Source organism: Drancourtella sp. An57, from assembly GCF_002161525.1.
GTDB classification, from domain to species: Bacteria; Bacillota; Clostridia; order Lachnospirales; family Lachnospiraceae; genus Sellimonas; species Sellimonas catena.
Genome location: NZ_NFHY01000012.1, coordinates 54,818 through 79,695, shown reverse-complemented (window position 1 = coordinate 79,695; position 24,878 = coordinate 54,818). Strand labels below are relative to the sequence as shown.

Sequence of the window (24,878 nt, the reverse complement as noted above, 5' to 3'; positions counted from 1 at the left end):
GCGTTTTGGGGAGGTGTTCCGGCGTTTCAGAACCTGTCCCCAATGAAAATTTTAAGAAAAAGCCCTCTAGCCCTTGATTTTACTGGGCTGGAAGGCATTTTTTGTATTTTTGGGACGTGTTCCGGTGAATCGGAACACGTCCCAAAAATTATTCAAACATCTGGGCTGCGTCTTTGAGGAGTTGGCGGATCTGGAGGTGTTGTGGGCAGGCTTTTTCGCATTTGCCGCACTGGATGCAGGCGGATGCTTTTCCTTTTTCTTTTGTGATGGTCTGGTAGTCTTCTTTGCTTTTTTCGTTTTCGTACTGGATTTTGTCGTTGACGCAGTTGAAGATTTCCGGGATCGGGATCTGTTTTGGGCATCCGTCGGTGCAGTACCGGCATATGGTGCAGGAGATCATTTTCTGTGCGTTGAAGATCTCTGCTGCCGTTTTGACTGCGTCCTGTTCTTCGGGTGTGAGTGGCTGGAACCGGGTCATGAAGCTTAAGTTATCGTTCATCTGTTCCATGTCGCTCATACCGGAGAGTACCATCATGACATTGTCAAAGCCTGCTGCGAAGCGGATGGCGTAGCTTGCGTTTGTTCCGCCGTGGAGTGCGTCGAGTGTGTCCTGTGCTTTTTTCGGCAGGCGGATGAGTTTTCCTCCTTTGACCGGTTCCATGACGATGACCGGCTTTCCGTGTTTCCGGCAGACGTCATAGCAGGCTTTGCTCTGTACTTCTTCATCAAGGTAGTCTGCATAGTTGAACTGGAGCTGTACGACTTCCAGCTCCGGGTGATCTGTGAGAATGCGATCCAGTACTTCGGCGCTGTCGTGGAAGGAGATTCCGACGTGGCGGACTTTTCCTTCTTCTTTTAATCTCTGAGCTGTTTCATAGGCGTGGCATTTCTGGAATTTTTTATAATTTTCTGCGTTCTGTGCGTGCATCAGGTAGAAATCGAAGTAGGACACGCCGCACGCTTCCAGCTGGCTTTCAAAGAATGGGCGGATATCTTCTTCTGTCTCGAAGTATGGTTCTGTCAGTTTGTCTGTCAAAATAAAGCTTTCTCTTGGGTACCGTTTTACAAGGCATTCCCGGATGGCTGTCTCGCTTTTTCCTTTTAAGTAGCCTCTGGCCGTGTCAAAATAATTGAATCCGGCCTCCAGGAAGGTGTCTACCATCCTGGTAAATTCCTGCTGATCTACTTCTTCGCCGTTCATTGGAAGGCGCATGCATCCGAATCCAAAATTCTTTTTTACATTTTCAAATCTGTTGCTCATGTTGTCTTCACCGCTTTCTTTTTTCTTCTCCTTTTATTGTAATCCAATCTTTCATCCCAGGCAATCATTTCTCACACACAAAAGCTCCGCCTGCGGGAGAAGGAATCCCGCCGGGCGGAGCTCAGTCTGAAAAGAGATGTGTCTCTAGGAAGCAAAGTTTCCTGTATAGAGTTGATAATATTTTCCTTTTGCCTCGATAAGATCATCGTGGGTGCCTCGTTCAATGATACGCCCCTGTTCCATGACCATGATGCAGTCTGAATTCTTGACTGTGGACAGGCGGTGGGCAATGACGAAGGTGGTTCGTCCTTTCATCAGGGCATCCATTCCGGCCTGTACGAGTTTCTCGGTACGGGTATCGATAGATGAAGTCGCCTCATCAAGAATCAGTGCCGGCGGATCCGCAACTGCCGCCCGGGCAATAGCGAGAAGCTGCCGCTGTCCCTGGCTTAAGTTGGATCCGTCTCCCGTCAGCATGGTATTATAGCCGTCAGGCAGCCGCCGGATAAATCCGTCCGCATTCGCAAGTTCTGCCGCCTTGATACATTCTTCGTCCGTGGCGTCAAGTTTTCCGTACCGGATATTTTCCATTACCGTACCGGTAAACAAATGGGTATCCTGAAGGACCATACCAAGAGATCTTCTCAGATCCTGCTTTTTGATTTTGTTAATATTGATGTCATCATACCGGATTTTCCCGTCCGCAATATCGTAGAACCGGTTGATCAGGTTTGTAATCGTCGTTTTTCCTGCACCCGTCGCGCCGACAAACGCAATCTTCTGTCCCGGTTTTGCATAGAGACTGATATTGTGCAGGACAATCTTGTCTTCGTTATATCCGAAATCGACATCATCCAATACAACGCCGCCTTCCAGTCTGCGGTATGTAATGGTGCCCTCCGCCTTATGCGGATGTTTCCACGCCCAGATATTGGTCCGCACCGGGGATTCAATCAGATTGCCGTTCTCATCCTCTTCGGCATTGACCAGTTCCACATATCCTTCGTCCTTCTCCGGCTCCTGATCCATCAGTTCAAAGACACGCTGTGCTCCGGCTGCCGCATTGACCACGAAGTTGATCTGCTGGCTTACCTGTGTAATCGGATTCGTAAAACTTTTATTCAGCCCTACGAAAGTGACTACCGTACCGATTGTCACTCCTGCCAGGCCATTAATGCCAAGAACCGCTCCTACAATCGCTACCAGTGCGTAGCTGATCCAGCCGATGTTGGCGTTAATCGGCATCAGCAGGTTTGCATAACGGTTCGCCTTGTTTGTACTGTCTCTCAGTTTCTCATTGACTTTGTGGAAATCTTCCATGGCCTCCTGTTCATGGCAGAACACCTTCACAACCTTCTGCCCGTCCAGCATTTCTTCGATGAATCCATCCACTGCTCCCAGATCGATCTGCTGGCGGACATAATATTTTCCGGACAGTTTGGAAAAATTGGCCGTTACAAGCAACATGACACATGCTGTCAAAATGGAAATCACGGTAAGAAACGGATTTAACACTATCATGGTAATCAATGTCGCAATCATGGATATCACGGAATTGATGATCTGCGGAATACTCTGGCTTAAAAGCTGTCTCAGTGTATCCACGTCATTGGTATAGACCGACATGATATCCCCATGTGCATGGGTGTCGAAATATTTGATCGGCAGAGACTCCATCCTGCGGAACAGATCATCTCTTAAATGCCGCATCGTTCCCTGGCTGACATTGACCATGATCCTGTTATAGGTAAATGCCGTGATAACTCCCGTTGCCATTATGCATACCAGACGAATCAGATCGGAGGCCAGACTGCTGAAATCCCTGGAGCCGCTTTCGAGCATTGGTGTAATGTGATCATCAATCAACGTCTGGGGGAATGTCGCCCCTACAACAGTTGCGATGGCAGTAATCAAAATGCAGATAACTACAATCAAAAACGGAATTTTGTAATAATGAAGCATATATCGAATGACCCTGTTGATCAGCCTGACGGCTGTATTTACTCTGGATCCTGATGGTTTTTCATTGATCTTTTCGCTCATAACACTGTTTCCTCCTTTCTGATTATGCCGGCTGGTCAAAGTCGCCGCTGCCTTCCAGCTGCGAGTTGTAAATTTCCTGATAAATTGCATTGTGTTTCAGCAGGTTTTCATGTGTATCGAACGCATCGATCTTTCCTTCATCCAGAACAAGAATCCTGTCTGCGGACTCCACACTGGAAACACGCTGTGCAATAATAATCTTTGTTGTTCCCGGAATCTTCTTTGCAAAGGCTGCCCGGATGTTTGCATCGGTCGCCGTATCTACCGCGCTGGTAGAATCATCAAGGATCAGTACTTTCGGTTTTTTCAAAAGTGCACGCGCAATACACAGACGCTGCCTCTGTCCTCCGGAAACGTTGGCTCCTCCCCGCTCGATCCGGGTTTCATATCCTCCCGGCATCCGGTCAATAAATTCATCCGCGCACGCTGCTTTGCACGCCTCAATACACTCTTCCTCTGTGGCATCCGGATTTCCCCATCTTAGGTTATCCAGAATCGTTCCCGAGAACAGAGTATTTTTCTGAAGCACAACGGAAACCTGATTCCGAAGCACTTCGGTATCATATTTGCGGACATCCACGCCGCCTACACAGACAGAGCCTTCATCCACGTCGTAGAGCCGGCAGATCAGATTGACAAGGCTGCTTTTCCCGGAACCGGTTCCTCCGATTACACCAACTGTCTCACCGCTTTTAATGTGAAGATCAATATCAGAAAGAGCATTTTTACCGCTTCCATGTTTATAGGAAAAGTTCACATGATTAAAATCAATCCTGCCGTCCTCAACTTTCATCACCGGGTTCTCAGGATCCGTCAGATCCGGCTTTTCATCAAGCACTTCACCGATACGGCGGATACTCGCCATGGACATACTGATCATAACCACTACCATGGACAGCATCATCAGGCTCATCAGAAGCGACATGATATAGCTGAACAGGCTGGTCAGATCTCCTGTTGTCAGTGATCCTTCCACAATAAACTGCGCGCCGAACCAGGAGACGGAAATAATGCAGAAGTAAACCGCAACCATCATGGCCGGGTTATTGAATGCCAGAAGTCCTTCTGCCTTAACGGATAGATCGTAGAGAATCCTGGATGCTTTTGCAAATTTTTTATTTTCATAGTCTTCACGTACAAATGCTTTTACCACACGGATTGCAGTGACATTCTCCTGTACACTCGCGTTCAAATCATCATACCGGCGGAAAACCTGACGGAAAATTTTCAGAGTGATGACCATGATCGATCCAATTACAACCACAAGGAACACAACCGCAATCAGGAACATGCCGCTGAGTCTCCGGTTAATAATCATACACATGGTAAAACTGAAAATCAGGTTTAACGGTGCCCGGACTGCCACGCGGATCACCATCATGTAGGCATTCTGCACGTTGGTAATATCCGTTGTCATACGTGTAACAAGTCCAGGCACACTGAATTTGTCAATATTGGAAAAGGAAAAGGTCTGAATATTGGCATAGATTGCCTCCCGCAGATTTGCGGACAGACCGGATGCGGCGCTTGCAGCATTTTTTCCTGCCATCGCTCCAAAGATCAGGCTCAAAAATGCCATGACAATCATCAGGGCGCCATAACGATATACGACGGAAAGATTCGACTGCTCCAGTCCTCTGTCAATAATAATGGCCGTAACAAAGGGCATGAGTATTTCCATAATTACTTCGAGAGCGGTCAGTCCAATACACAGAAAGGTATCCCGTTTATACTTTCCCAGCTGTTGTAATACTTTTCTCACTGTAAAAACCTCCTGTCCATTTACTCTTTTACCTTATTTTTAATTTTCCAGTCTCGGATGTTTTTTGTCAGCTTCCGAACTGTCTCCTATTTATTAAATCACAAATTTCCTTGAATGAAAAATGAAAAAATGGTATCATTAATGCTACAAACGCAATAATAGAAAGGAACGGAAACCATGAATACACAACAGCTGAAAACATTTGTCCAGGTGGCGGAAAACCTGAACTTTGCAAGAGCCGCTGAATCTCTCAATATTACCCAGTCCGCAGTCTCCCGCCAGATTCATGCTCTGGAAGAGGAACTGGATACCAAACTGCTGCACCGGACCACAAGGACTGTCTGCCTCACCCCTGCCGGAATCAGCTTTCTTGACGATGCAAAGCAGATCATAGAACGACTGAAATACGCTACCGCCAAAATTCAGCACCACACCGCTGCCGCCATGCAGGTGGTCTCCATCGGGTGTGGAAGCGAGGCCCACCTTGATTTTCTAAACGGCATTCTCGATTCCTGCTTAAAGGAGATGCCTGCGTTTCATCCGTTTCTGAGAATCATCTCCCACCGCTCGCTTCTGAATCTGTTTTATCAGGGAGAGCTTGATCTTCTGATCGGATTCCAAAGCGACATCCCTTTAAAAGGAAACGTCGTTTACGATGAACTGCTCCATATCCCGCTTTGCTGCGTATTTCCGCGCGGTCATGCCTATGCCGGAAAAAAGGAAGTTTACGAACAGGATCTTCTTTCAGAACGCCTTGTTTTCTGCAACTCCTATGCGCTTCCTGCCGGCGCCTTGGAATATCAGAACCGCATCACCGGTTATCTGCCGCCCGAATCGGTTTACTTCTGTGATAATTATCAGGCAGCTCTGACACTGGTCCGTACCGGATATGGATACTGCATCCTTCCGCAGTCCCGATTCCCGGATGAACAGCTGTGCTACATTCCTCTCGCCGGCACGGATCCTTTATCCTACGGAATTTTCTATAAAAAAGGAGTGGATAACCCACCCTTGAAAAAATTTATCTCTATCGCAAAAAGGAGTGTGAAAGAGGATTTCCTCTCATGAAAATAAAGCCATGGGAGCTGTCTGTCCCATGGCTTATATTTCCTTACAAAGAATATGGCGAAGCGATCTGCCGTATTTTTCTTTCGTCGCCCGAATTCCGTAACCCCGCTTCTGCACATTGGAAAGGCTGTACGGGTTGTCCGGATGAACGGTCGCCAGCAGATAACGCATGCCCCGTTTCTTCATTTCCTCTTCGCAGACTTCCATCATCCTGTCCTGAAGATGATGCCCGCGGTAAAGAGGAGCCACAGCTGCCGTATCCATATGCGCCGACAAAAGCAGCTGTTCTTTTGAAAATCCCAGATCATTGCCAAGGTTGTACGGGACATCCCCCGGGATCTCCACAAGAAAACATCCTGCAGGAATTCCCTCCTGCTTAGTCCTTGCAATGACCGCAAAACCAGCATTCTCCTCTTCCTTTACGCAGGTTTCCAGAAATTCTTTCCCGTCTTCGTAAAACCAGTCCGGATTCTCCATATGAGCAACGGTTGTTTCCATCAGTTTCTGAATATCCGCAAGATCCGTTTCTTTGGCTTTCCGGATCACAAATTCGGTCTGCCCGATTTCCTGATATGCCTCTTCGTAGGCTTTCTTTGTTTCTTCATCAAAGCATACCATCACCACTTCCCGGACCGTGCTCTGAGTATGAAGAAATGTGAGAATCTCCCTGACAGCCGTCTTTGCCGCAAGGGAAACCGGGTATCCGTAGATTCCGGTACTGATGGACGGGAAGGCTACAGTATTCCGTTCATAGCAGGCTGCAAGCTTTAAACTGTTCCGGTAACAGGAGGCCAGAATCTGTTCCTCTCCACAGTTTCCGCCACGGTATACCGGCCCCGGTGTGTGAATGACATAGTCCGCCGGAAGGCGGTAGCCTTTTGTGATCTTCGCCTCACCGCGCCTGCATCCATTGAGGGTGCGGCACTCTTCCAGAAGGTCCGGTCCCGCTGCCCGGTGGATGGCTCCGTCCACTCCGCCTCCTCCAAGCAGCGATGGATTCGCCGCATTGACGATGGCATCCGCTCTGCATTTTGTAATATCTCCTTTGATAATCCGAAATGTTCCCATCTGTATTCCTCCAGTTTCTGACTTTACTCTTCCTCTTTGTTCCATTCCAGGATAATCTGCGGAATGCCACAAAGTGTGTCTGCCTTCCGGTCAATGAGCGAAAAAAGCTCCTCATCCGGCTGTGTCAGATCCGGCACCATAATGACACAGCAGCCGGCGCCGGATGCCGCACGAACGCCGTTTGGCGAATCCTCCACCGCCGCACATTCTTCCGGTTTTCTTCCGATCTTCCTGCATGCATATTCATACACATCCGGAAACGGCTTGCCGCGCTCTACCATAGTAGCACAGACGATGTCGTCAAACAGATCCAGAATTCCAATTTCACTTAAATAGCTTCTCGTCCGCTCTTCGTCCGTTGCCGTCACAACGGCAGTCTGATATCCGGCTTCCCGAAGCCCGCAGAGCACTTCGTCCACACCGCCCTTCTTCTCGATTCCATTTGCTCTCAGATGCTCGCTCATCAGCTCTTTTCTCCGCTCCCGGATAGCCCAATAATCGTACTGCTCACCATACGTCTTTGCGAACCATGGGGCAGCGTACCTGCTGGCAAAACTGCGGAACTGATAAGAATCCTCTTCTGTCAGCAAAAGCCCGGCTTCTTCTGCCGCCTGTCTCCAGAACCGGGTCAGGTATTTTTCCGTATCAATCAGAACACCGTCCATATCAAAGAGTACTGCTTTTATTCTCATCTTCTCTTACCATATTCCTTCCATCTTTTCTACAAGCAGGGATTTCACCGCACCCTTTTCCTGTACGTGGAACTCAAAGTTCCCCATCTCGGACTGCTGATAAAACTTCTTCGCTCCTGCCGCCTGCCCTTCATTTAAAAATACTTCACAGACATTCCGGTCCACAAAAGCTTCCACCACCGTCACCTGATCAATGTCCGCAGGATAGAGGATATTTTTCGCTCCTTCCCCGACAGTCCGGAAACGGCACTGTCCGTCTTTCTGCTCCAGATAGAGCTTGCGGTCCTTCCATTTATAAAGCGTCATGCGGAAATCCGCCGAATGTTCCAGTTCCAGTCTGACATAGTAGGTGTTCCCTTCGATTCCGGAAAGTTCCACATTCTCGTCACATCCTTCATAGACCGGGTAACGGATCAGCTGATAAATTCCCTGAACCGGATTCTGGTACAGCCTTCCATCCTTGACATGGAGCACCCTCGGAATACTCATGCTTCCGCAGGCTCCATTTACTGATTTGACATGTTCCTTTGCAACATCGCTGATCCAGCCGATGGCAACTCTCCCGATCTCGGTTTCAAGTGTCTGCACGGCATAAAAATCCGCGCCGAAATCATATAGTCCCTTCGTCTCCGCATGGAACTGATCCTGATACCATTCTCCGATATGGTAATAGGTCCCGTTTTTCCTTCCGTGCTCGTCCACATTGCCGCAGTATCCGGCTGTCAGCACCCACTGATTGTCCAGTTTGTAAAGATCCGGGCATTCCAGAGGAAAACATCCTTCCTCCTGCTTTTCCTCGAAGATCTCCTGACAGTACGTCCACTGCACAAGATTGTAGGACTTATAAAGCGCAACCGCCGGGTGTTCCTTTGTCCGTGTGCCGATGATCATCTTGTATTCGCCATCTTCAAAAAATACTTTCGGATCCCGGAAATCCTGGATTTCTTCATCTTCCGGTCCATCGATAATCCGGCTCTCCCGTTCCCACGAAATTCCGTCCCAGCTTTCCGTCATGACTTGGTATTCCCTCATATTCTGCGGTTCTTTCCGCTTTCCGATATGTCTTGTAAAGAACAGCCTCATTTTCTGCTCATCATCAATCAGCGCAGTCCCCGAAAACGCTCCTCCCACAAGTTCCGGATGATTCAGAATCTCCTGCTGCGGCTCCATGCACACCGGGAGGTGTACCCAGTGAATCAGATCCTGGCTGACTGCATGTCCCCAGTACATATTGTCCCACTCTTCCGAGAATGGATGAAACTGGTAAAACAGATGATAGTATCCGTGATAAAAGCAAAAGCCGTTCGGATCATTCATCCATCCCTTCAGTGGTGAGAGATGAAACTGATTTCGCACCGGCGTATCGTACCATCCTGCCCACTGGCTTTTACCGTAAAATCTGCCGTCCTGGATCAGGCAGATTCCCCGCTCCATGATATTTTCACATCCGCTTAAATACGCGTAGGAAATCTCGCAGTCCTCGGGTGTCATCTCATAGGTTGTTCCCTGGTTGACAGCGATCCGCATCCACTTTCTGTACTGGTCAATCCGGAACATCTTGCGCGCGCTTCCGGAAATCATATGAAGTCTGCCTGTCTTCCCAGGTTCTGTCTTAATAAACAATTCCAGCTGTCTGTATTTTTGTGTATTAAATCTCATGTTTTTCCTCCTGTTCTCAGGCGTATTTGTCGTCAGTTATCTACTTCTACTGTACAGTTTATCACAAAGCGCCGCATTAAAAAAGCGGTATCCCTTCCGAACGCTCGACAAAATCCGGCCGGAAACGATACCGCCTTCCCTTTGATGTCTACAGAATGATGCTTACAAGAATTCCCGCAGTCAAAAGAATCAGAAGAATCCCTACACTGACCAGAAGCCATCTAGGATTTTTGACCTCCTGATCTGAAATTTCATCTTCCGGCTCCACATCTATCTCAGATTCCGCAAGAATCGATTCGATAATTACTCCTGCCTGCTCCGCATCCCGTCCATCTACATAGATCTTCTCTCCGAAGATCGAATTCCCCGTATACACATCCATAACTCCTCCGGCCCCTCTGGCCTCGCGGAATCCCTGAATGCCGTTTCTCTGAAGTGCCTCCAAAAGCATCTCGGCCTCGATTCTGTCGCCTGCCGTATAAATGCAGACCGGACTCATAGCCTCCACTTTTCCCTTCTTACTGCTCTCATACGAACACCTCTTTTCCTTTACACCAGCGGATTTTCTGATCAAAGATTTCTATCTTTATTATACTTCTGTTTTTTCTCATTTTCAATTCGGATTTCCCTTGACAAGACCTGTTTTAAGATCTATTATGATATCAAAATAATATCACTTTAACTCATGTTTGAATGAAGGAGGAAGAGTTATGGAGACAAAAGAATCCCTGATCCAGGAGGAACGGATTATTCACGCACTGAACGGTTTTCTCATGTTGTTTGTCAGTACCGTAGTACTGATAGCAGGTACCGCGCTTTTTATCGCAGGACCCGTTTTTTACAGCATGGACCGGGTATCCGGCGGACTTTGCGGTGTTCTCGTGACGCTTGGCATCATCCTTTTCGTTGTTGCCATCATTTTGTACTGCGGACTGAAGATTCTCAATCCGAACGAAGCCCTTGTATTTGCACTCTTTGGTAAATACTACGGCACGATCAAAAAGTCCGGCTACTACTGGGTAAACCCTTTCTGCTCGGCAATCAACCCGACAGGAAACAAAGCCGGTTTTACCGTTTCATCCGGCGGACGTACTTCCGTAACGCCTGCCGCGAAAAAGATTTCTCTTAAGACAATGACTCTCGACAATGCAAAGCAGAAAGTCAATGACGAACTGGGAAATCCGGTGGAGATCGGCGCCATTGTCATCTGGAAGGTTGTAAATCCGACGCAGGCTGTCATCAACGTGGAGAATTATAAAAACTACCTCTCCATCCAGTGCGATGCCATCATCCGGAATACGGCCCGCATGTATCCTTACGACACAAGCGAAAAGGGTGACGAAAAGTCTCTGCGCGGCAGCAGCCAGGAGATTGCGGATATCATGCAGCTGGAGCTTCAGGAAAAGGTAAAAGATGCCGGTATCCAGATCATTGACGTGCGTATCACCCATCTGGCTTACGCACCGGAGATCGCGTCCGCCATGCTTCAGAGGCAGCAGGCCGCAGCCATCATTGACGCACGCCAGAAGATCGTGGAAGGTGCAGTCGGCATGGTGCAGATGGCTCTGGATAAGCTGAATGAAAATGATATTGTAGAGCTTGACGAAGAACGCAAAGCCGCCATGGTCAGCAATCTTCTTGTCGTACTGTGCGGCAACAAGGACGCGCAGCCGATCGTAAACAGCGGTACCATCTATTAAAATCAGGAAAAGGTGGGACACATTTTGGAGAAAAATACGACTGAAAAGGGAAAAGCCAAAAAACAGGTCCCTTTAAGGCTCTCCCAGAGCCTTTATAACGAAATCGCCCAATGGGCAGAAGATGATTTCCGTTCCATGAACGGGCAGATCGAATATCTTTTGACCGAGTGTGTGAAATACCGGAAAAAGAAACTGAATAAAGAGTAAAAAACAGGAAGAGTTTCCAGGCCGGAACTCTTCCTGTTTTTTTATTCTTTATGCTTTTTTCTAAACAAGATGTAACAGGTGTGTTGCCACCTGAAAGTATACCATGATAGAGCAGACGTCCACGATCGTTGTGATCAGCGGCGCCGCCATGATGGCCGGATCCAGGCGCAGCTTCTTTGCGACAAGCGGAAGCACACATCCGATCAGCTTCGCGATCAGAATTGTCGCAACAAGTGAGATCGATACAAGAAGTGCCAGCATCGGATCATGGTAACGGATCACCATATAAATTCCGTTGACTACCGCAAGAGCCGCTCCCACAAGAATGGCCACCCGGAACTCTTTGAAAATCACCTTGAAAATATCTTTAAAATGAATCTCGTCAAGGGCAATACCGCGGATAATCAGCGTCGAGCTCTGGGAGCCGCAGTTTCCGCCGGTGTCCGTCAGCATCGGGATGAAGGAAACGAGAAGCGGAACGGCAGTAAATGCTTCCTGATAGTGCGCGATGATCGTCTGTGTCAGCGTCGCGGAAAGCATCAGCACCAGAAGCCATCCGATCCGGTTTCTTGCGTGTTTGATCACGCCTGTTTCAAAATACGGCTGTTCACTCGGGCTCAAGGCGTTCATGATTTCCATATCTTCTGTCGTCTCATCAACGAGGACATCCATCGCGTCATCGACTGTCACGATTCCGACCATATATCCCTGCTGGTCCAGAACCGGGAGCGCCAGAAGATCATACTTGGAAAGCAGATGCACTGCCTCCTCCTGGTCGGTATGAGTTGTGACGGAAATAATCTCTGTCTCCATCAGCTCTTCCATCGTCATGTCATCGTCCATTGTCATCAGATCCTTGGCAGAGACGATCCCGACAAGCCTTCTATTTTCCAGCACATAACAGGTATAGATCGTTTCTTTGTGAATCCCGGTCTGTTTGATGTGGTCCATGGCCTCTTTGACTGTCGTTTTCCGGCGCAGATCCACATACTCCGTCGTCATAATGCTGCCCGCACTGTCCTCCGGATAATTCAGAATCGTATTGATCTGCGCACGTCTTTCTTTATCGACCTGCTCCAGGATCCGCGTTACCAGATTGGCCGGCAGCTCCTCCAGCAGATCGACCGTGTCGTCCATGTAAAGCTCGTCAATCAAGTCTTTCAGCTCTTTTTCCGTAAACATTTCCACCAGATAAGTCTGCATGGAGCTGCTCATCTCCGCAAATACTTCCGCCGCTTTTGCTTTTTCAATCAGGCGGAACGCCAGAATCATTTCCTTATCTTCCAGCTCGGCAAGAAGAGCTGCAATGTCTACGGTATTCATGACCTCCAGAATACTTCTGACTGCCTTGAACTCTTTTTTCTTCAAGAGGTCTGTTAAAATCTGTCTGTTCATAGCAATCCCTACTTTCTTTTATGAATTTTTCCATGTAACAATACGAGTCATAACTGCCTCCAGCATCCATTGCACCTCACCTGCCTTTCTTTTATCGGACGTTACTGTTCATTCCGTGGAACATTTTGTTTTACAGGGAAGAAATTTCCTGTGAAACAAAAAAATCTCCGGCAAAAACCGGAGATACCTGATCCTGTCCTTTTTCACGTACAAGCTTTAGTATCACAGGGCATAAAAACTGCGTTAGGTTATGCCTTATCGCCGACATAACCTGTTGACCAGCGCATTGTGTCTCCACAATTTAGCGGCAGCAATCTTAGGTGTCCCAGATCCCTGTGGTAACCTCACCTACCGATTTCCTATACCATCATACTTCGATTATCATCCGGTGTCAAGTTTTTGTTTCTTTCTTTTCGGATCTGATTTATACTGGAAAGTATCAAAGGAGGGTGATGCATGTGCGTATATTAATTGCAGAAGACGAAAAGGATCTGAATCAGATTCTTACTTCACGTCTGAAGGCCGAACACTACAGCGTGGATTCCTGTAAAAACGGCCGGGAAGTGCTGGAATATATGGCCGGCGCCGAATATGATGCCCTGGTCCTGGATATTATGATGCCGGTACTCGACGGCTTAAGTGTCTTAAAGAAAATCCGTCAGCGAGGCTGTACCGTTCCGGTTCTTCTTCTGACTGCAAAAGACAGCATCGAAGACCGCGTGGCAGGTCTTGACGCCGGAGCGAACGATTATCTTGTCAAACCATTTGCCTTTGAGGAGCTGCTTGCACGAATCCGGGTACTGCTACGCAAACCTGCCGAGACTCCATCCAGCTGTCTTCAGACTGCAGATCTGAAGATCCTTCTGGATACCCATCAGGTATTCCGCGGGGATACGGAAATCCGTCTCTCCGGGAAAGAGTTCTCCCTGCTCCGCTACATGATGCAGAATGAAGGAATCGTGCTGTCCCGCGACAAGCTGGAACAGCATATCTGGAATTATGACTATACCGGCGGTTCCAATGTTATCGATGTCTATATCCGCTATCTCCGCCGCAAAATCGATGACGGGTACGAGCCGAAACTGATTCATACAGTACGGGGCGCCGGATACGTCCTGAAGGTGGTATCATGAAACGATTATCTTTAAAATTAAAAGTAACATTACTGTATTCCTTTTTCATGACACTTCTGACCTGCGCGGCTCTTGCGATTTTGTTCTCCCTGAGCAATCAGGAGATTCTTGCTTCTACGCAGAATACACTGAAAAAGCAGGTGCAGGAAAGCATGGAGGATGTCGAATGGGAAGACGGTTCTTTTGATCTGGATTCGGATTTCTATGATCTGGACGGCGGTGTGTATTTGTCCCTTTATACGGAGACCGGAGAGCTTCTGTATGGACGGATTCCCTACGGATTTGATCTGAAGCCGGATTTTTCCGACGGACAGCTCCAGACACTTTCCGATTCCGGCCGTCAGTGGTACGTGTTTGACCTTGCCCACCGGATTTCCGGCTATGGACTCGTCTATATCCGCGGAATTTCCTCTGTCACAGAGGCGGAATCCAGTTTCCGGATCACGCTCCGTTTCGCCATGATTGTGCTTCCGCTTCTGGTTGTGTTGACTGCAGTGATCGGATATCTCTTTACGCGAAGGACGCTCCGCCCTGTCCGCAGGATCACAGATACGGTACAGGAAATTCAGACAAACCAGGATCTTTCCCGACGCGTCGAGCTTGGAAATGGAACCGATGAAATTTATCAGCTTGCCGATACATTTGACCAGCTGCTTGACCGGATTGAACGTGCCTTCCGGAGGGAACAGCAGTTTACTTCTGATGTTTCCCATGAGCTTCGTACTCCGATTACCGTGATTCTGGCCCAGTGTGACGCGGCACTTGCCGACGAAACCCTGAACGGTGAACACCGTCAGCAGATTGAACTGATCGAAAAAAAGGCGCGGAATATGGCTCAGATTATTTCCCAGCTTCTGCTGCTCTCAAGGGCAGATCAGGGAAGACAGCAGCTTCAGATGGAATCACTCAATCTCAGCGAACTCACCGAGATGGTCTGCGAAGAACAGTCAATTCTGGCTGAAGAAAAACAGATTACAATCAGCACACAGATTGAGCCGGAACTGTATGCTTCCGCAGACGAAACCTTTTATATCCGGATGCTTGTCAATCTGATTTCCAATGCTATTTATTATGGAAGAGAAGGCGGACACATTTTCGTCTCCTGTTTCCGGCAGAACGGATTTATCGCCGGCTCCGTAGAAGATGACGGCATCGGCATTTCCAAAGAAGATCTACCCCACATCTGGGAACGGTTTTACCGGGCAGATACCTCCCGAAGCGCGTCAGGACATTCGGGACTTGGGCTTTCCATGGTGAAATGGATTATCGAGGCTCATGGCGGTACAATCACAGCGGAAAGCATCCCGGGAAAGGGAACCATATTTACCTTTTTGCTGCCGGAAGAAAAAAAATAAATTTCTGTTTTCCTTTAATGTTCCTTTAATCTTTGGGTACTATACTTACATCAACAACAAAAAAACACCCCGAAAAACCAAAGGGACATCATAGAAAGGAGATTTATTATGAAAAAAAGAATGATTGTTACAGCAGCAGTTACCCTTACACTTCTCGGCCTGGCTGCCGGATGCGGAGGCGGAAATGATATCGGAGAGGACAGGGCAAAGGAGATCGCTTTAGAAGACGCAGGCGTAGCCGAATCCGATATTTCCAGATTCCAGTCTTCCAAAGAACGGGACGATGGAAGAACTACCTATGAGATTCAGTTCAACTCCGGCGATACAGAATATGACTATGAGATCAACGCAGAAAACGGCGACATCCTGAGTTACGATACGGAAACTGCAGGAAACGGACGCAGTCAGATTCAAAGCGGCACAGACACTGCCGGCAATACAGACACGGCTCAGTCACAGGATGACACCCAGAACAGCACCCAGGATAACACCCAGAATAATACTCAGAACAATACCCAGAGCAATACCGGAACTACCCAGACTCCGAATGTTCAGATCAGTGAAGCGGACGCAAAAGCCGCAGCTTTGGAACGGGTTCCGGGCGCAACCGAGCAGGATCTGCGCATGGAGCTGGAACATGATGATGGAAAATATATCTACGAAGGAGATATCATCTACCAGCAGACCGAGTATGAATTCGAAATTGATGCAAATACAGGAAACTTCCTGAAATGGAGCGAAGAGAGAGCATAACAGCTCCCTGTAAGAAAAACTGAAACATGATGAAAGGCGGCTGCCGTAACCGGTCTGATTCCTGACCGGATCACGGCAGCCGCCTTTTTCTTTTGTCTTTCATTGTCCTTCCCTCCATCTGTTAGAAAAGATCTCTTGTGTAGATCTGCTCCATGCATGTCTCGAAAGACTCTCTTAAAAATGCACTCCATTTTCTAAGCATTTCCGGCACCTCCTTTTAATTTTGATTGCATTGTAGCTTAATTTTCGCTATAATTCTTGTCAAATATATGGAGAAACCGGCCAGATTTTGCAGGAGGGATATGTATATGCACTTTTTTTATGAACTGAAAGAATCCAGTATGGAAATTGAGAAAAAGACTTCTGTCCATGTTCCTCCCCACCTTCACCGGTCACTGGAATGCATTTTTGTTACCAGTGGTACGCTGGAACTTGGCATCGGTACAGAGCTTTTCCATATGAATACCGGCGATTTCGGAATTGTATTTCCTGAGCAGATCCACCACTATCAGGTCTTTGACAGCGCGTTCTGTCAGGCAGTTTATCTGCTTGCCGCCCCTTCGCTTTCGGGTCCATTCTCAGATCATCTTCAAAACTTTGTTCCTGAATATCCTGTCCTGTCTGCGGCAGACGTCCATCCGGACATTACGTATGCCCTGCAGTCTCTTCTGAATCTTGGAACCCCTGCCTGGACTTCAGTGCTTTGTCAGTCCTACACCCAGATCATCCTTTCCCGGACACTTTCGCTTTTCTCTCTACAGCCCAAAAAGGATTTGACAGGGCAGGACATTGTATTTGATGCCGTCTCCTACATGGCAGGACATTTTACAGAAGAGCTCTCTTTGTCCCGGATGGCCAAAGATCTTGGTTACAGCAGTTTGCGCTTTCCCGTGTCTTTTCCTCCGTTTTTCATACAAACTTTAACCAGTATTTAAATGACCTTCGTCTGAACTGTGCGCTTGGGCTGTTGAAGAACACCTCGCTTCCGGTTACTGAACTTGCCATGAATGCCGGTTTCACCAGTCTGCGCACATTCAACCGTGCCTTTAAGGAGCGCTTTCACATGTCGCCAAGAGAATACCGGAAGCAGCAGGCAGCTCCCGGTTCCTGATTTTCTTCTTTTTCAGGAGACAATTGCTTCATGCTTCCATTTTCCGCTTTTAAAGCGGAGCAGAAAACAGACAGAGCGGGCAACCCAGTCGATAATCATGGCAACCCAGACGCCAAATACACCCATTCCAAAATACTGTCCCAGAATATAGCTGAAAATAATCCGGAAAATCCACATGGAAACCACAGAAATAACCATACACATCCTTGCATCTCCTGCTGCCCGGAATACAGCCGGTGTTGTAAATGCCAGCGGCCAGATCAGTACACTGCATATTGCATAGAATCCGACAATCTGTGTCGTTGTGGATGCCGTAAGCTTCGACAAATGATACGCTTTTAAAATCCACGGCAGTACAAACAGAATAATCGTATTGGTTACAATCATGCTCAAATATGTAATGATCATAAGTTTCTTTGTGTAGTATTTAACCTGCTCATAATCTCCGGCACCCACACATCTGGCAATAACCGTCGTCACTCCCAGTGCGATGGCCATTCCCGGAAGAACCTGAAAAGAAGCAATAGTATTGGAAACCGCATTGGCCGCAATTGCATATGTACCAAATGTAGAAACAAGGCTCAATACAATGATCTTTCCAAGCTGAAACATACTGTTTTCCAGTCCATTCGGAATTCCGACCTTCAAAATGTTCCTGATCATCTGCCAGTCCGGACGGTAATGTAGATTTCTCTCCATGGATATTGTCTGACCCGGACGAAGCAGCAGAGAAATGATCAGTATCGCCGCCACCATTCTGGATATGAGCGTTGGAACAGCCACCCCTTCAGTTCCCCTGTGCAGTCCATAAATCAAACATGCGTTACCTGTCACATTGATAATATTCATAATAACAGACACCCGCATGGAAACTTCCGAATTCCCCATTGTACGGAAAATAGCCGCACCGCCGTTATATAATGCAATGAACGGAACAGATGCCGCCACAATCATCAGATAAATGTCTGCATGCCGCATGACATCCTCTTCGATCTTTCCAAACACTCCATGAAGAATCCAGCTTTTGCACAGATAAATCAGTACGGTAATCACAACTGCACAGATCGTAATAAACCAGATAAGCTGTGTAGCAGCCTGTCTGGCTTTTTCTTTATCTTTTCGTCCAAGATACTGCCCTGCAACCACGGCACCTCCGGTTGCAAGAGCAGAAAACACGTTGATCAGAAGCACCATGATATTATCCACCAGCGACACCCCGGAAACCGCCGCTTCTCCTACATTCGCTACCATAATGCTGTCCGCCATCCCGACCAGTACGGATAAAAGCTGCTCAATTACCAGCGGAATCAGCAAAGCCGTCAGATCCCGGCTGCTGAATAAATATCCGGATCTGTCCACCTTCTCTTTTCCTCTCATTTTCATATCCCCCTTTTCACGTAATGTCTATTATAAAACTTCTGTCCGGAGGATACAATCCTTTCTGCCCGGTTTCTCTATTTCTCGAGCAAACGCACTTTCACATGGTAGGTAAGGGTCTTCCCCGGTTCCAGAAATTTCAGGCGGCCGTCCCTCCTCATGACATCTCTGCCGTCCGGATAACAGTTGCCACATTCCAGGCCAAGCACATAATCCCGGACGCCCATCATTTTCCACTCGGTAAAGCAGTCCAGTTTCTTCGGATCAAACCGGATTTCCAGGCCGATTCCAAGTTTCGGCTGGCAGATGGACGCACGACCCTCTTTTTTACATTCATGGTAATAACAGCGTTCCTCATAGCCTGCCTGCGGTTTCTCCATATGCATCCAGTTTTCCAGGTCTTCTGCCGCATGGGCATTGCGCGGGCGCACCTGTTCCGAGGATACTTCCACAATACTGTCTTCATCCAGGAGTGGATAGCCCATATTCATATGGTACAAAAGCTCAATCGGCTCCGTCCGGTCTCCTTCATTGACAATCCTGTCACAGATCGTAAACGAAGCTTCCGTAAGGCTGACCCGGATCTCTCTTATCAGCTTCAGTTTCCTGCCAAAAATCACCTCGTCCCGCATCTGCGCATGAACAACGATCTCGCCGTCTTCCTCCTCCCACCGGTAATATTCCGCAGGGACATTGGCGATCGAACCGTGCATCGGCACCTGTTCCCCGCCGTCTTCACACGGCACGCCTGCCGATTCCAGACCGCATGTGGTCAAAAATCCTGCTGTAAAGGATTTGAGAAAATGATCCTCTCTCCTGTCATAATATGCCGGTCCCACATACCCGCACGGGGAAAAGTACCCCATATTGATTCCGCGGAACCGAAGTCTGGAAATATCCGCCGCACGGTCCAGCGACACCGTCAGATGCACCCCTGTCCCGCTGCTGATTTCCAGCAGACGCATTCCATCTCCTTTCCCGCCTACAAGGCGGTGTTCTTCCACACTCCAGATCTGCGAATCATGTCCAATATACGGATTCATACCCATTCCTCCTCTTTCTTTATCTGTCAATCTGCTTTCATCCAGACCTGCATTTCTCCTTCACCCCGGTTGTTCCACAAATAATACGGGACAGCCCGGACTTTGACTTTTTCCTTCACCGGACGATACGGCATGTAAAGGTCCTGCCCCTCCGGCAGTTTGATCCGGACAGCATCTGCCTCCAGCTCCACATATCCATTCCACTCCGGACGGGCCGTCTCCCGGATTCCCGCTTCCGTATTCAGCACCAGTTCATCCAGACGCGGCCCGTTGTCCGCTTCCTCCAGGCAGTACACCAGTGGTCCTCTTGTCATGGCCGCCCTGCCAAGATCATAATGGATCTTCGGATTTGCCCCGACAAACTGTGCTTTCATCTCAAAATCTGCCTGAATCGTGGTCTCCTGTTTCCAGTTCCTGCAAAACACAGCATATCCCTTTTCAACCTGATCCGGCACCACCGCTTCTCCATTGATCGTAAAGCGCCAGTTTTCTGCCCAGCCGGGAATCCGAAGCGCAAATTCAATATCTCTTTCTCCATCACCCTGAATCGTAAAGCTGATCTTGCCATCGTTCGGATACTCTGTTTTCTGGATGACCGAAAGCGTCTGTCCCCCTGTATTCAGATGCGCAGTCCCTGCAATATACAGCTGGACATTGACCCGGCTTTCCCCGACCGTATAAATATATTTCCAAAGACTTCCGATCAGCCTTGCGAGATTCGGCGGACAGCAGGCACATGAGAACCATTTCCTGCGGAGAGTCCCGACATGATGCCGCTCCGGATTTGCCTTGCTTACCTCCGGAACCGCTTCCAGCGGATTCACATAGAAAAACCGGTTCCCTTCATAGTTCATTCCGCCAAGCACAGTATTATACAGAGCCTGCTCCATTACATCCCCGTATACCGAATCCGTTTCGCACTGCAGCATTCTATGAGCAAAAAAAATCAGTCCGATGGACGCGCAGGTCTCGGAATAATTCGTATCATTCGGCAGATCGTAGTCTTGCGTAAACGCTTCTCCGGACGAAGTCGCACCGATTCCGCCGGTCAGATACATCTGCTTTGTAGTCACATCATCCCACAGCCTTCTGCAGACCCGGTAAAGTTCCTGGTCCTTCGTCTTTGCCGCAAGATCAGCCATCGCCGTGTACATATACATGGCTCGCACCGCATGGCCAACCGCCGTCTCCTGCTGCCGGACCGGTGCATGAAACTGATTGTAATAGCTATAAGGATAGTGATTGTACCTCTCATTGGGTTCCGGAATTTTTGCCCCGTTCCAGAAAGTGGTCCTTCCGCGCTTTTCAAACTCCTCCTCAAAAAAGCGGTTCGTCCCTCTGGTCTCCAGAAAATATGAAGCAAGCCGCAGATACTGCTCTTCTCCCGAAACCTCGTACAGCTTCAGCAATGCAAGTTCAATCTCCTGATGCCCCGGGTAACCATGCATCTTTCCCTCTTCCTGTCCAAAGATTTGCGTCAGATAGTCCGCAAGACGACAGGCCGCCCGGTAGATCTTTTCTTTTCCCGTTGCCTGATAATAAGCAATCGCTCCCTCGATCATATGCCCCGCACAATAAAGCTCATGGCACTCCAGCAGATCACTCCACTTTTTGTCCGGCTCCCGAATCGTAAAATAGGTATCCAGATACCCGTCCGGCTCCTGCGCTTTTACAATCAGATCAATCAGAGAATCCGCCTGCTCCTCCAGATGAGGATCACGCTCCAGCATTAAAATATTTCCGACAGCCTCCAGCCACTTATACACATCACTGTCCTGAAACACCTGCCCGTAAAACGCCCCCTCCATCTCACCTGCGGCAATCCGGAAATTGTCGATCGCATGACTGGGCTCGGCATCCTCTCTCCGATCATTCAAAATATCCCACTGATACGGAATTACACCATTCCGTATCACCCCGATATACCGGTTCCAGAATCCACTCTCAATCCTGCAGGCCCCCTGCCCCGGAATCTCATTTCTCTCCACTGTCCATCACTCCTCACCTTCCTTGATACATATCCTATATTACAGGTTGCTCCTATAAACATACTATATCTTCCACACACCACTTCCGTCAACATAAAAACTTGGGGACGTGTACCGGTGCACAGGAACCCGTCCCCAATGGTGTTATTTCCTACCATCTCAGTAGGTTATTCTTGATAGCGAATCCGTTCGACGATGGATTCTTTTTTGATGTTTCGGCTCAGGATGAAGGAGAGGGAGATCTGCAGTGCCGTGAGGATGAGAATCATGGCTGCAATCTCGATGACCGGGATGTGGTACACATCCAGACCGAAGTATCCGTGTTCTCTTCCGTAGCAGAAGAGTGCGTATCCTGCCGGCATGCCGACGAGGAGGGATACGAGGATACTTCCGGCGGTGAAGAGGACTCCTTCGTTTCTGAGCATGCTGTTCATCTGGCTGTTTGTCATGCCGAGTGCCTGCATGACGCCGAGTTCTCGTTTTCGTGTGATGATGCTGATGATTATGGTATTTGCCATATTCATGAATGCGATCAGTCCAACGAGGAGGAGGAAGCCGTAGGCAAGTGTCTCGAACATGCCGAGGCTACTTTCGGATGTCTCCAGTGCGCCCTGATAGGTGCTGAATTCGTAATGCTGTTTATCCGTGAGCAGGTCTTCCAGCTGGTTTTGTACGTCTGTGCAGTCCTGTGGGCGGCAGTCTACCCAGATGGTACCGATGCTTTTTCCGGAAAGTCCCAGCTGATCATAGGCTTCATCTGTGATAATCCAGTCGTAATTGCTGCTTCCGAAGGCTCCTGTCATTGTTCCCTGGAACCTGGCTTCGCCGCCTGCGTCTCCCATAGTCATGGTGACGGTATCGCCGAGATCATAACCGCTCTCTTCGATGAAATAAGACCAGCCGTAAAGGATGTCTCCGTTTTTCGCTGCGGTTTCGTAGTCAACTTCTCCTTTTAATGACCCCTGGTATTCTTCGTCATCGAACTGTTCTTTGTTCAGAACGCCGATGGACTGAAGATTGCCGTTCTGATCATAAGCGTACATCATGTAGCGGATCTTGATATCTGTAACGGCATCGATTTTCCTGATCTGTTCCACCAGTTCCTCATCCAGAGGGTTGGCTTTTAAGATGGAGTCCAGATTGTTTTCCGGATAGGCCGTATCAGCCTTGCTGTAGGTAAGGTCGATCTGGAACTGTCCGTACGGTACCTGTTTTCTTGCGTCATATCTGGTGCTGACATTTCCGGTAAAGTTGGCTGCCACTACAAAGAGGACACAGGAAAGTCCCATGGAAATAATTGTGGTGATGGTCCGCTTCCGGTTCATGGACATATTAGCCTGGGTCAACTGGCGCACGCCCATCTGTTTTCTGCCCCTGCGAAGTCCTTTGTTTTTCTTCTGACTGCCCTGGAAACGGATTGCCTCCACCGGCGAAATCCTGGAAATCACTTTCATCGGACGTTTCAATGCCGCCCATACCGCAATGGCTGATGCTGCCGCACAGAGGAGAAGTAATGGAATCGATACCATATTAACCTGTACCACATCCTGGTTTCCTAAGGTTGTGCTCTGAGAGAGCCAGCTGCTCATAAAGCCAATGGAAACGGTGGTTCCGACAATCAGTCCTGCCGGAATACTGATTATGGTAAGCAGCATTCCTTCCCGGAATACCAGTTTTTTCATCTGTTTTTTCGTTGCGCCAAGCGCCTTGATTTTTCCGTATTCCTGAATCTTCTGAATCAGTCCTACCTGAAAAATGTTGTAAATGACCATGACTGCAAAGAATACTACAATCAGTGCCACAACGATGCAGCCGACAATCATTTCCATACCCGGATCCAGAACCCACATAGAATAATACATATTGTCAAAGGCATATTCCGGATTGATCCCACATTCCTCCGCCAGGTCTTTGATGGTCATCTCCAGAGTGGAGGAATTTACATCCACGGAATCGGACAGGCTGAAATAAATCGTATATGCCCGTTCTTCCGGTGCATAGAGGGATTCATAGCAGGCTTTGGAGACGTAGGCCGTATAAGACTGATTTTCCTGCTCTTTCACCGTCTGGCTCATGATGCCGCTTACAAGAAACTCTTTTTCCTGATAGGTCTCGTGAGTATTTCTCCGGAACCGGATGTTCACCTTGTCTCCCACTTTCACATCCGGATAGCCGATCCGCTCAAACATGGCCTTCTGCCCCGCAATTTCATTTTCCTGTTCCGGGAAGGCACCTTCCTGAAGCTGCCTGTCAAGATTAGCCAGATCCCTGGTCTCATTATCCATCCAGACCATGGAAATGCTTCTCGCGTTTTCAATAGTTCCAATAGTTGCCGCTCTTCCGATCCGGTCAAATTCGCTCCGCTTTTCCATCTCGCCGATCTGATCTTCGGTTACTCCGGCGTAGGAGCCGTAATAGGAACCATAAAATTCTTCTGCGTTTGCACTCTGAAATTTGATCTGGCCGTACCCGAACGTGGCGATTGCTGAAAGCAGTACCGTGGTAAGGAAGATGGAAAGCATAATAAGAATGCTTCTTGTCTTATTCTTTTTATTGTTACTCAGTGCAAGTTTTGTGATCATTTTCATCTTAACTCTTCCACCTTTCCGTCCTCAATCACGAGAATCCGGTCCGCGATCTGGGCAATGTCTTCGTCGTGTGTAATCATAACCAGTGTCTGTCCGTATTTTTCCACGGACATTTTCAGAAGTGCTATGACCTCGTCACTTGTCCGGGAATCCAGATTTCCCGTCGGCTCATCGGCAAAAAGGATATCCGGGCGGGAAGCAAGCGCCCTTGCGATGGCAACTCTTTGCTGCTGACCTCCGGAAAGTGTATTTGGAAGATTGTGAAGCTTCTTTTCCAGTCCCAGCGTCTTTACAATATCCATGACAAATGCTTCATCCGCTTTGCGTCCGTCCAGTCCGATCGGGAGCACAATATTTTCCCACACATTAATGGAGGAAACCAGGTTAAACGACTGGAAAATAAAACCTATTTTTCTTCTCCGAAAGACTGCAAGAGCGTCTTCTTTGTACGAGAAAATGTCTTTCCCACGGATAAATACTTTCCCGCTTGTCGGGGTGTCAAGCCCGCCCAGCATATGAAGCAGCGTGCTTTTTCCGGAACCGGATTTTCCGACAATCGCGACAAATTCTCCTTTCTGGATGTCAATGTTGGCATTCTGCACCGCTCTTACTTCGTTTTCGCCGCTTCCATAATATTTACATAAATTTTCTGTTCTTAAAATTTTATCCATATCA

Annotated in this window: 20 protein-coding genes, 1 pseudogene and 1 riboswitch; of the genes and pseudogenes, 7 read left to right on the top strand and 14 right to left on the bottom strand. The window is 48.3% G+C overall.

Going from position 1 to position 24,878, the window contains the following annotated elements; all coding sequences use genetic code 11:
• Positions 1-148: 148 nt before the first annotated feature.
• From B5G11_RS11155 to B5G11_RS11145, 3 genes are all read right to left on the bottom strand, one after another.
• Positions 149-1,261: an aldo/keto reductase gene (locus tag B5G11_RS11155; protein ID WP_087253674.1), complete on the bottom strand. Its 1,113-nt coding sequence runs from the start codon at positions 1,259-1,261 to the stop codon at positions 149-151.
• 144 nt (positions 1,262-1,405) lie between these two features.
• Positions 1,406-3,304, bottom strand: coding sequence for an ABC transporter ATP-binding protein (locus B5G11_RS11150; RefSeq protein ID WP_087253671.1), 1,899 nt, complete (start codon positions 3,302-3,304; stop codon positions 1,406-1,408).
• Positions 3,305-3,326: 22 nt separating this feature from the next.
• Positions 3,327-5,066: an ABC transporter ATP-binding protein gene (locus B5G11_RS11145; RefSeq protein WP_087253669.1), complete on the bottom strand. Its 1,740-nt coding sequence runs from the start codon at positions 5,064-5,066 to the stop codon at positions 3,327-3,329.
• A gap of 177 nt (positions 5,067-5,243) precedes the next feature.
• Here B5G11_RS11145 and B5G11_RS11140 point away from each other — a divergent pair, with 177 nt between their 5' ends.
• A complete protein-coding gene (locus B5G11_RS11140; RefSeq protein WP_087253666.1) occupies positions 5,244-6,134 on the top strand; it encodes a LysR family transcriptional regulator in 891 nt (296 codons plus the stop codon).
• 33 nt (positions 6,135-6,167) lie between these two features.
• On the opposite strand, the gene B5G11_RS16785 is transcribed toward B5G11_RS11140, so the two are convergent.
• The 5 genes and pseudogenes from B5G11_RS16785 to B5G11_RS11120 all read right to left on the bottom strand — a co-directional run bounded on the left by B5G11_RS16785 (position 6,168) and on the right by B5G11_RS11120 (position 10,127).
• Complete coding sequence (locus B5G11_RS16785) at positions 6,168-6,611, bottom strand: GNAT family N-acetyltransferase (RefSeq protein WP_242959044.1); 444 nt, start codon at positions 6,609-6,611, stop codon at positions 6,168-6,170.
• A gap of 84 nt (positions 6,612-6,695) precedes the next feature.
• Positions 6,696-7,202: pseudogene (locus tag B5G11_RS16780) on the bottom strand (O-acetyl-ADP-ribose deacetylase); the annotation flags it as partial.
• A gap of 23 nt (positions 7,203-7,225) precedes the next feature.
• Positions 7,226-7,894 (bottom strand): HAD family phosphatase, encoded by a 669-nt coding sequence (locus tag B5G11_RS11130; protein ID WP_087253660.1) that lies wholly within the window; start codon positions 7,892-7,894, stop codon positions 7,226-7,228.
• A gap of 6 nt (positions 7,895-7,900) precedes the next feature.
• Positions 7,901-9,553, bottom strand: coding sequence for a glycoside hydrolase family 32 protein (locus tag B5G11_RS11125; protein WP_087253656.1), 1,653 nt, complete (start codon positions 9,551-9,553; stop codon positions 7,901-7,903).
• A gap of 148 nt (positions 9,554-9,701) precedes the next feature.
• The gene (locus tag B5G11_RS11120) at positions 9,702-10,127 is read right to left on the bottom strand and encodes a DUF2007 domain-containing protein (RefSeq protein ID WP_087253653.1); all 426 of its coding nucleotides are present in this window, start codon (positions 10,125-10,127) and stop codon (positions 9,702-9,704) included.
• Positions 10,128-10,263: 136 nt separating this feature from the next.
• On the opposite strand from B5G11_RS11120, the gene B5G11_RS11115 reads away from it, so the two are divergent.
• A complete protein-coding gene (locus B5G11_RS11115) occupies positions 10,264-11,253 on the top strand; it encodes an SPFH domain-containing protein (RefSeq protein ID WP_087253650.1) in 990 nt (329 codons plus the stop codon).
• Between the two features lie 24 nt (positions 11,254-11,277).
• Positions 11,278-11,460 carry a hypothetical protein gene (locus B5G11_RS11110; protein ID WP_087167070.1) on the top strand — a complete coding sequence of 61 codons (183 nt, stop codon included), beginning with the start codon at positions 11,278-11,280 and terminating at the stop codon, positions 11,458-11,460.
• Between the two features lie 60 nt (positions 11,461-11,520).
• Here the strand turns inward: B5G11_RS11110 and mgtE are convergent, their stop codons facing one another.
• On the bottom strand, positions 11,521-12,855 hold the full coding sequence (gene mgtE, locus B5G11_RS11105; RefSeq protein ID WP_087253645.1) for a magnesium transporter: 1,335 nt from the start codon (positions 12,853-12,855) through the stop codon (positions 11,521-11,523).
• 195 nt (positions 12,856-13,050) lie between these two features.
• Positions 13,051-13,218, bottom strand: a riboswitch (M-box (ykoK) riboswitch).
• Positions 13,219-13,307: 89 nt separating this feature from the next.
• On the opposite strand from mgtE, the gene B5G11_RS11100 reads away from it, so the two are divergent.
• The 4 genes from B5G11_RS11100 (at position 13,308) to B5G11_RS11085 (ending at position 17,031) form a co-directional block, all read left to right on the top strand.
• Positions 13,308-13,988, top strand: a complete 681-nt coding sequence (locus tag B5G11_RS11100; protein WP_207738726.1) for a response regulator transcription factor — start codon at positions 13,308-13,310, stop codon at positions 13,986-13,988.
• Complete coding sequence (locus tag B5G11_RS11095; protein WP_087253641.1) at positions 13,985-15,343, top strand: ATP-binding protein; 1,359 nt, start codon at positions 13,985-13,987, stop codon at positions 15,341-15,343. Before B5G11_RS11100 ends, B5G11_RS11095 begins: the two co-directional genes overlap by 4 nt.
• A 108-nt stretch (positions 15,344-15,451) precedes the next feature.
• Positions 15,452-16,096, top strand: coding sequence for a PepSY domain-containing protein (locus B5G11_RS11090; RefSeq protein WP_087253638.1), 645 nt, complete (start codon positions 15,452-15,454; stop codon positions 16,094-16,096).
• A gap of 308 nt (positions 16,097-16,404) precedes the next feature.
• Positions 16,405-17,031 (top strand): cupin domain-containing protein, encoded by a 627-nt coding sequence (locus B5G11_RS11085; protein ID WP_242959041.1) that lies wholly within the window; start codon positions 16,405-16,407, stop codon positions 17,029-17,031.
• Between the two features lie 188 nt (positions 17,032-17,219).
• On the opposite strand, the gene B5G11_RS11080 is transcribed toward B5G11_RS11085, so the two are convergent.
• The 5 genes from B5G11_RS11080 to B5G11_RS11060 all read right to left on the bottom strand — a co-directional run bounded on the left by B5G11_RS11080 (position 17,220) and on the right by B5G11_RS11060 (position 24,874).
• Entirely contained in the window at positions 17,220-18,584 is a 1,365-nt protein-coding gene (locus B5G11_RS11080; protein WP_087167064.1) for an MATE family efflux transporter, read from the bottom strand.
• Positions 18,585-18,661: 77 nt separating this feature from the next.
• On the bottom strand, positions 18,662-19,627 hold the full coding sequence (locus B5G11_RS11075; protein WP_087253633.1) for an aldose 1-epimerase family protein: 966 nt from the start codon (positions 19,625-19,627) through the stop codon (positions 18,662-18,664).
• Positions 19,628-19,653: 26 nt separating this feature from the next.
• Entirely contained in the window at positions 19,654-21,615 is a 1,962-nt protein-coding gene (locus B5G11_RS11070) for a beta-L-arabinofuranosidase domain-containing protein (protein ID WP_087253630.1), read from the bottom strand.
• Between the two features lie 167 nt (positions 21,616-21,782).
• The gene (locus B5G11_RS11065; protein ID WP_087253627.1) at positions 21,783-24,203 is read right to left on the bottom strand and encodes an ABC transporter permease; all 2,421 of its coding nucleotides are present in this window, start codon (positions 24,201-24,203) and stop codon (positions 21,783-21,785) included.
• Positions 24,200-24,874, bottom strand: coding sequence for an ABC transporter ATP-binding protein (locus B5G11_RS11060; RefSeq protein WP_087167249.1), 675 nt, complete (start codon positions 24,872-24,874; stop codon positions 24,200-24,202). Before B5G11_RS11060 ends, B5G11_RS11065 begins: the two co-directional genes overlap by 4 nt.
• Positions 24,875-24,878 lie beyond the last annotated feature (4 nt).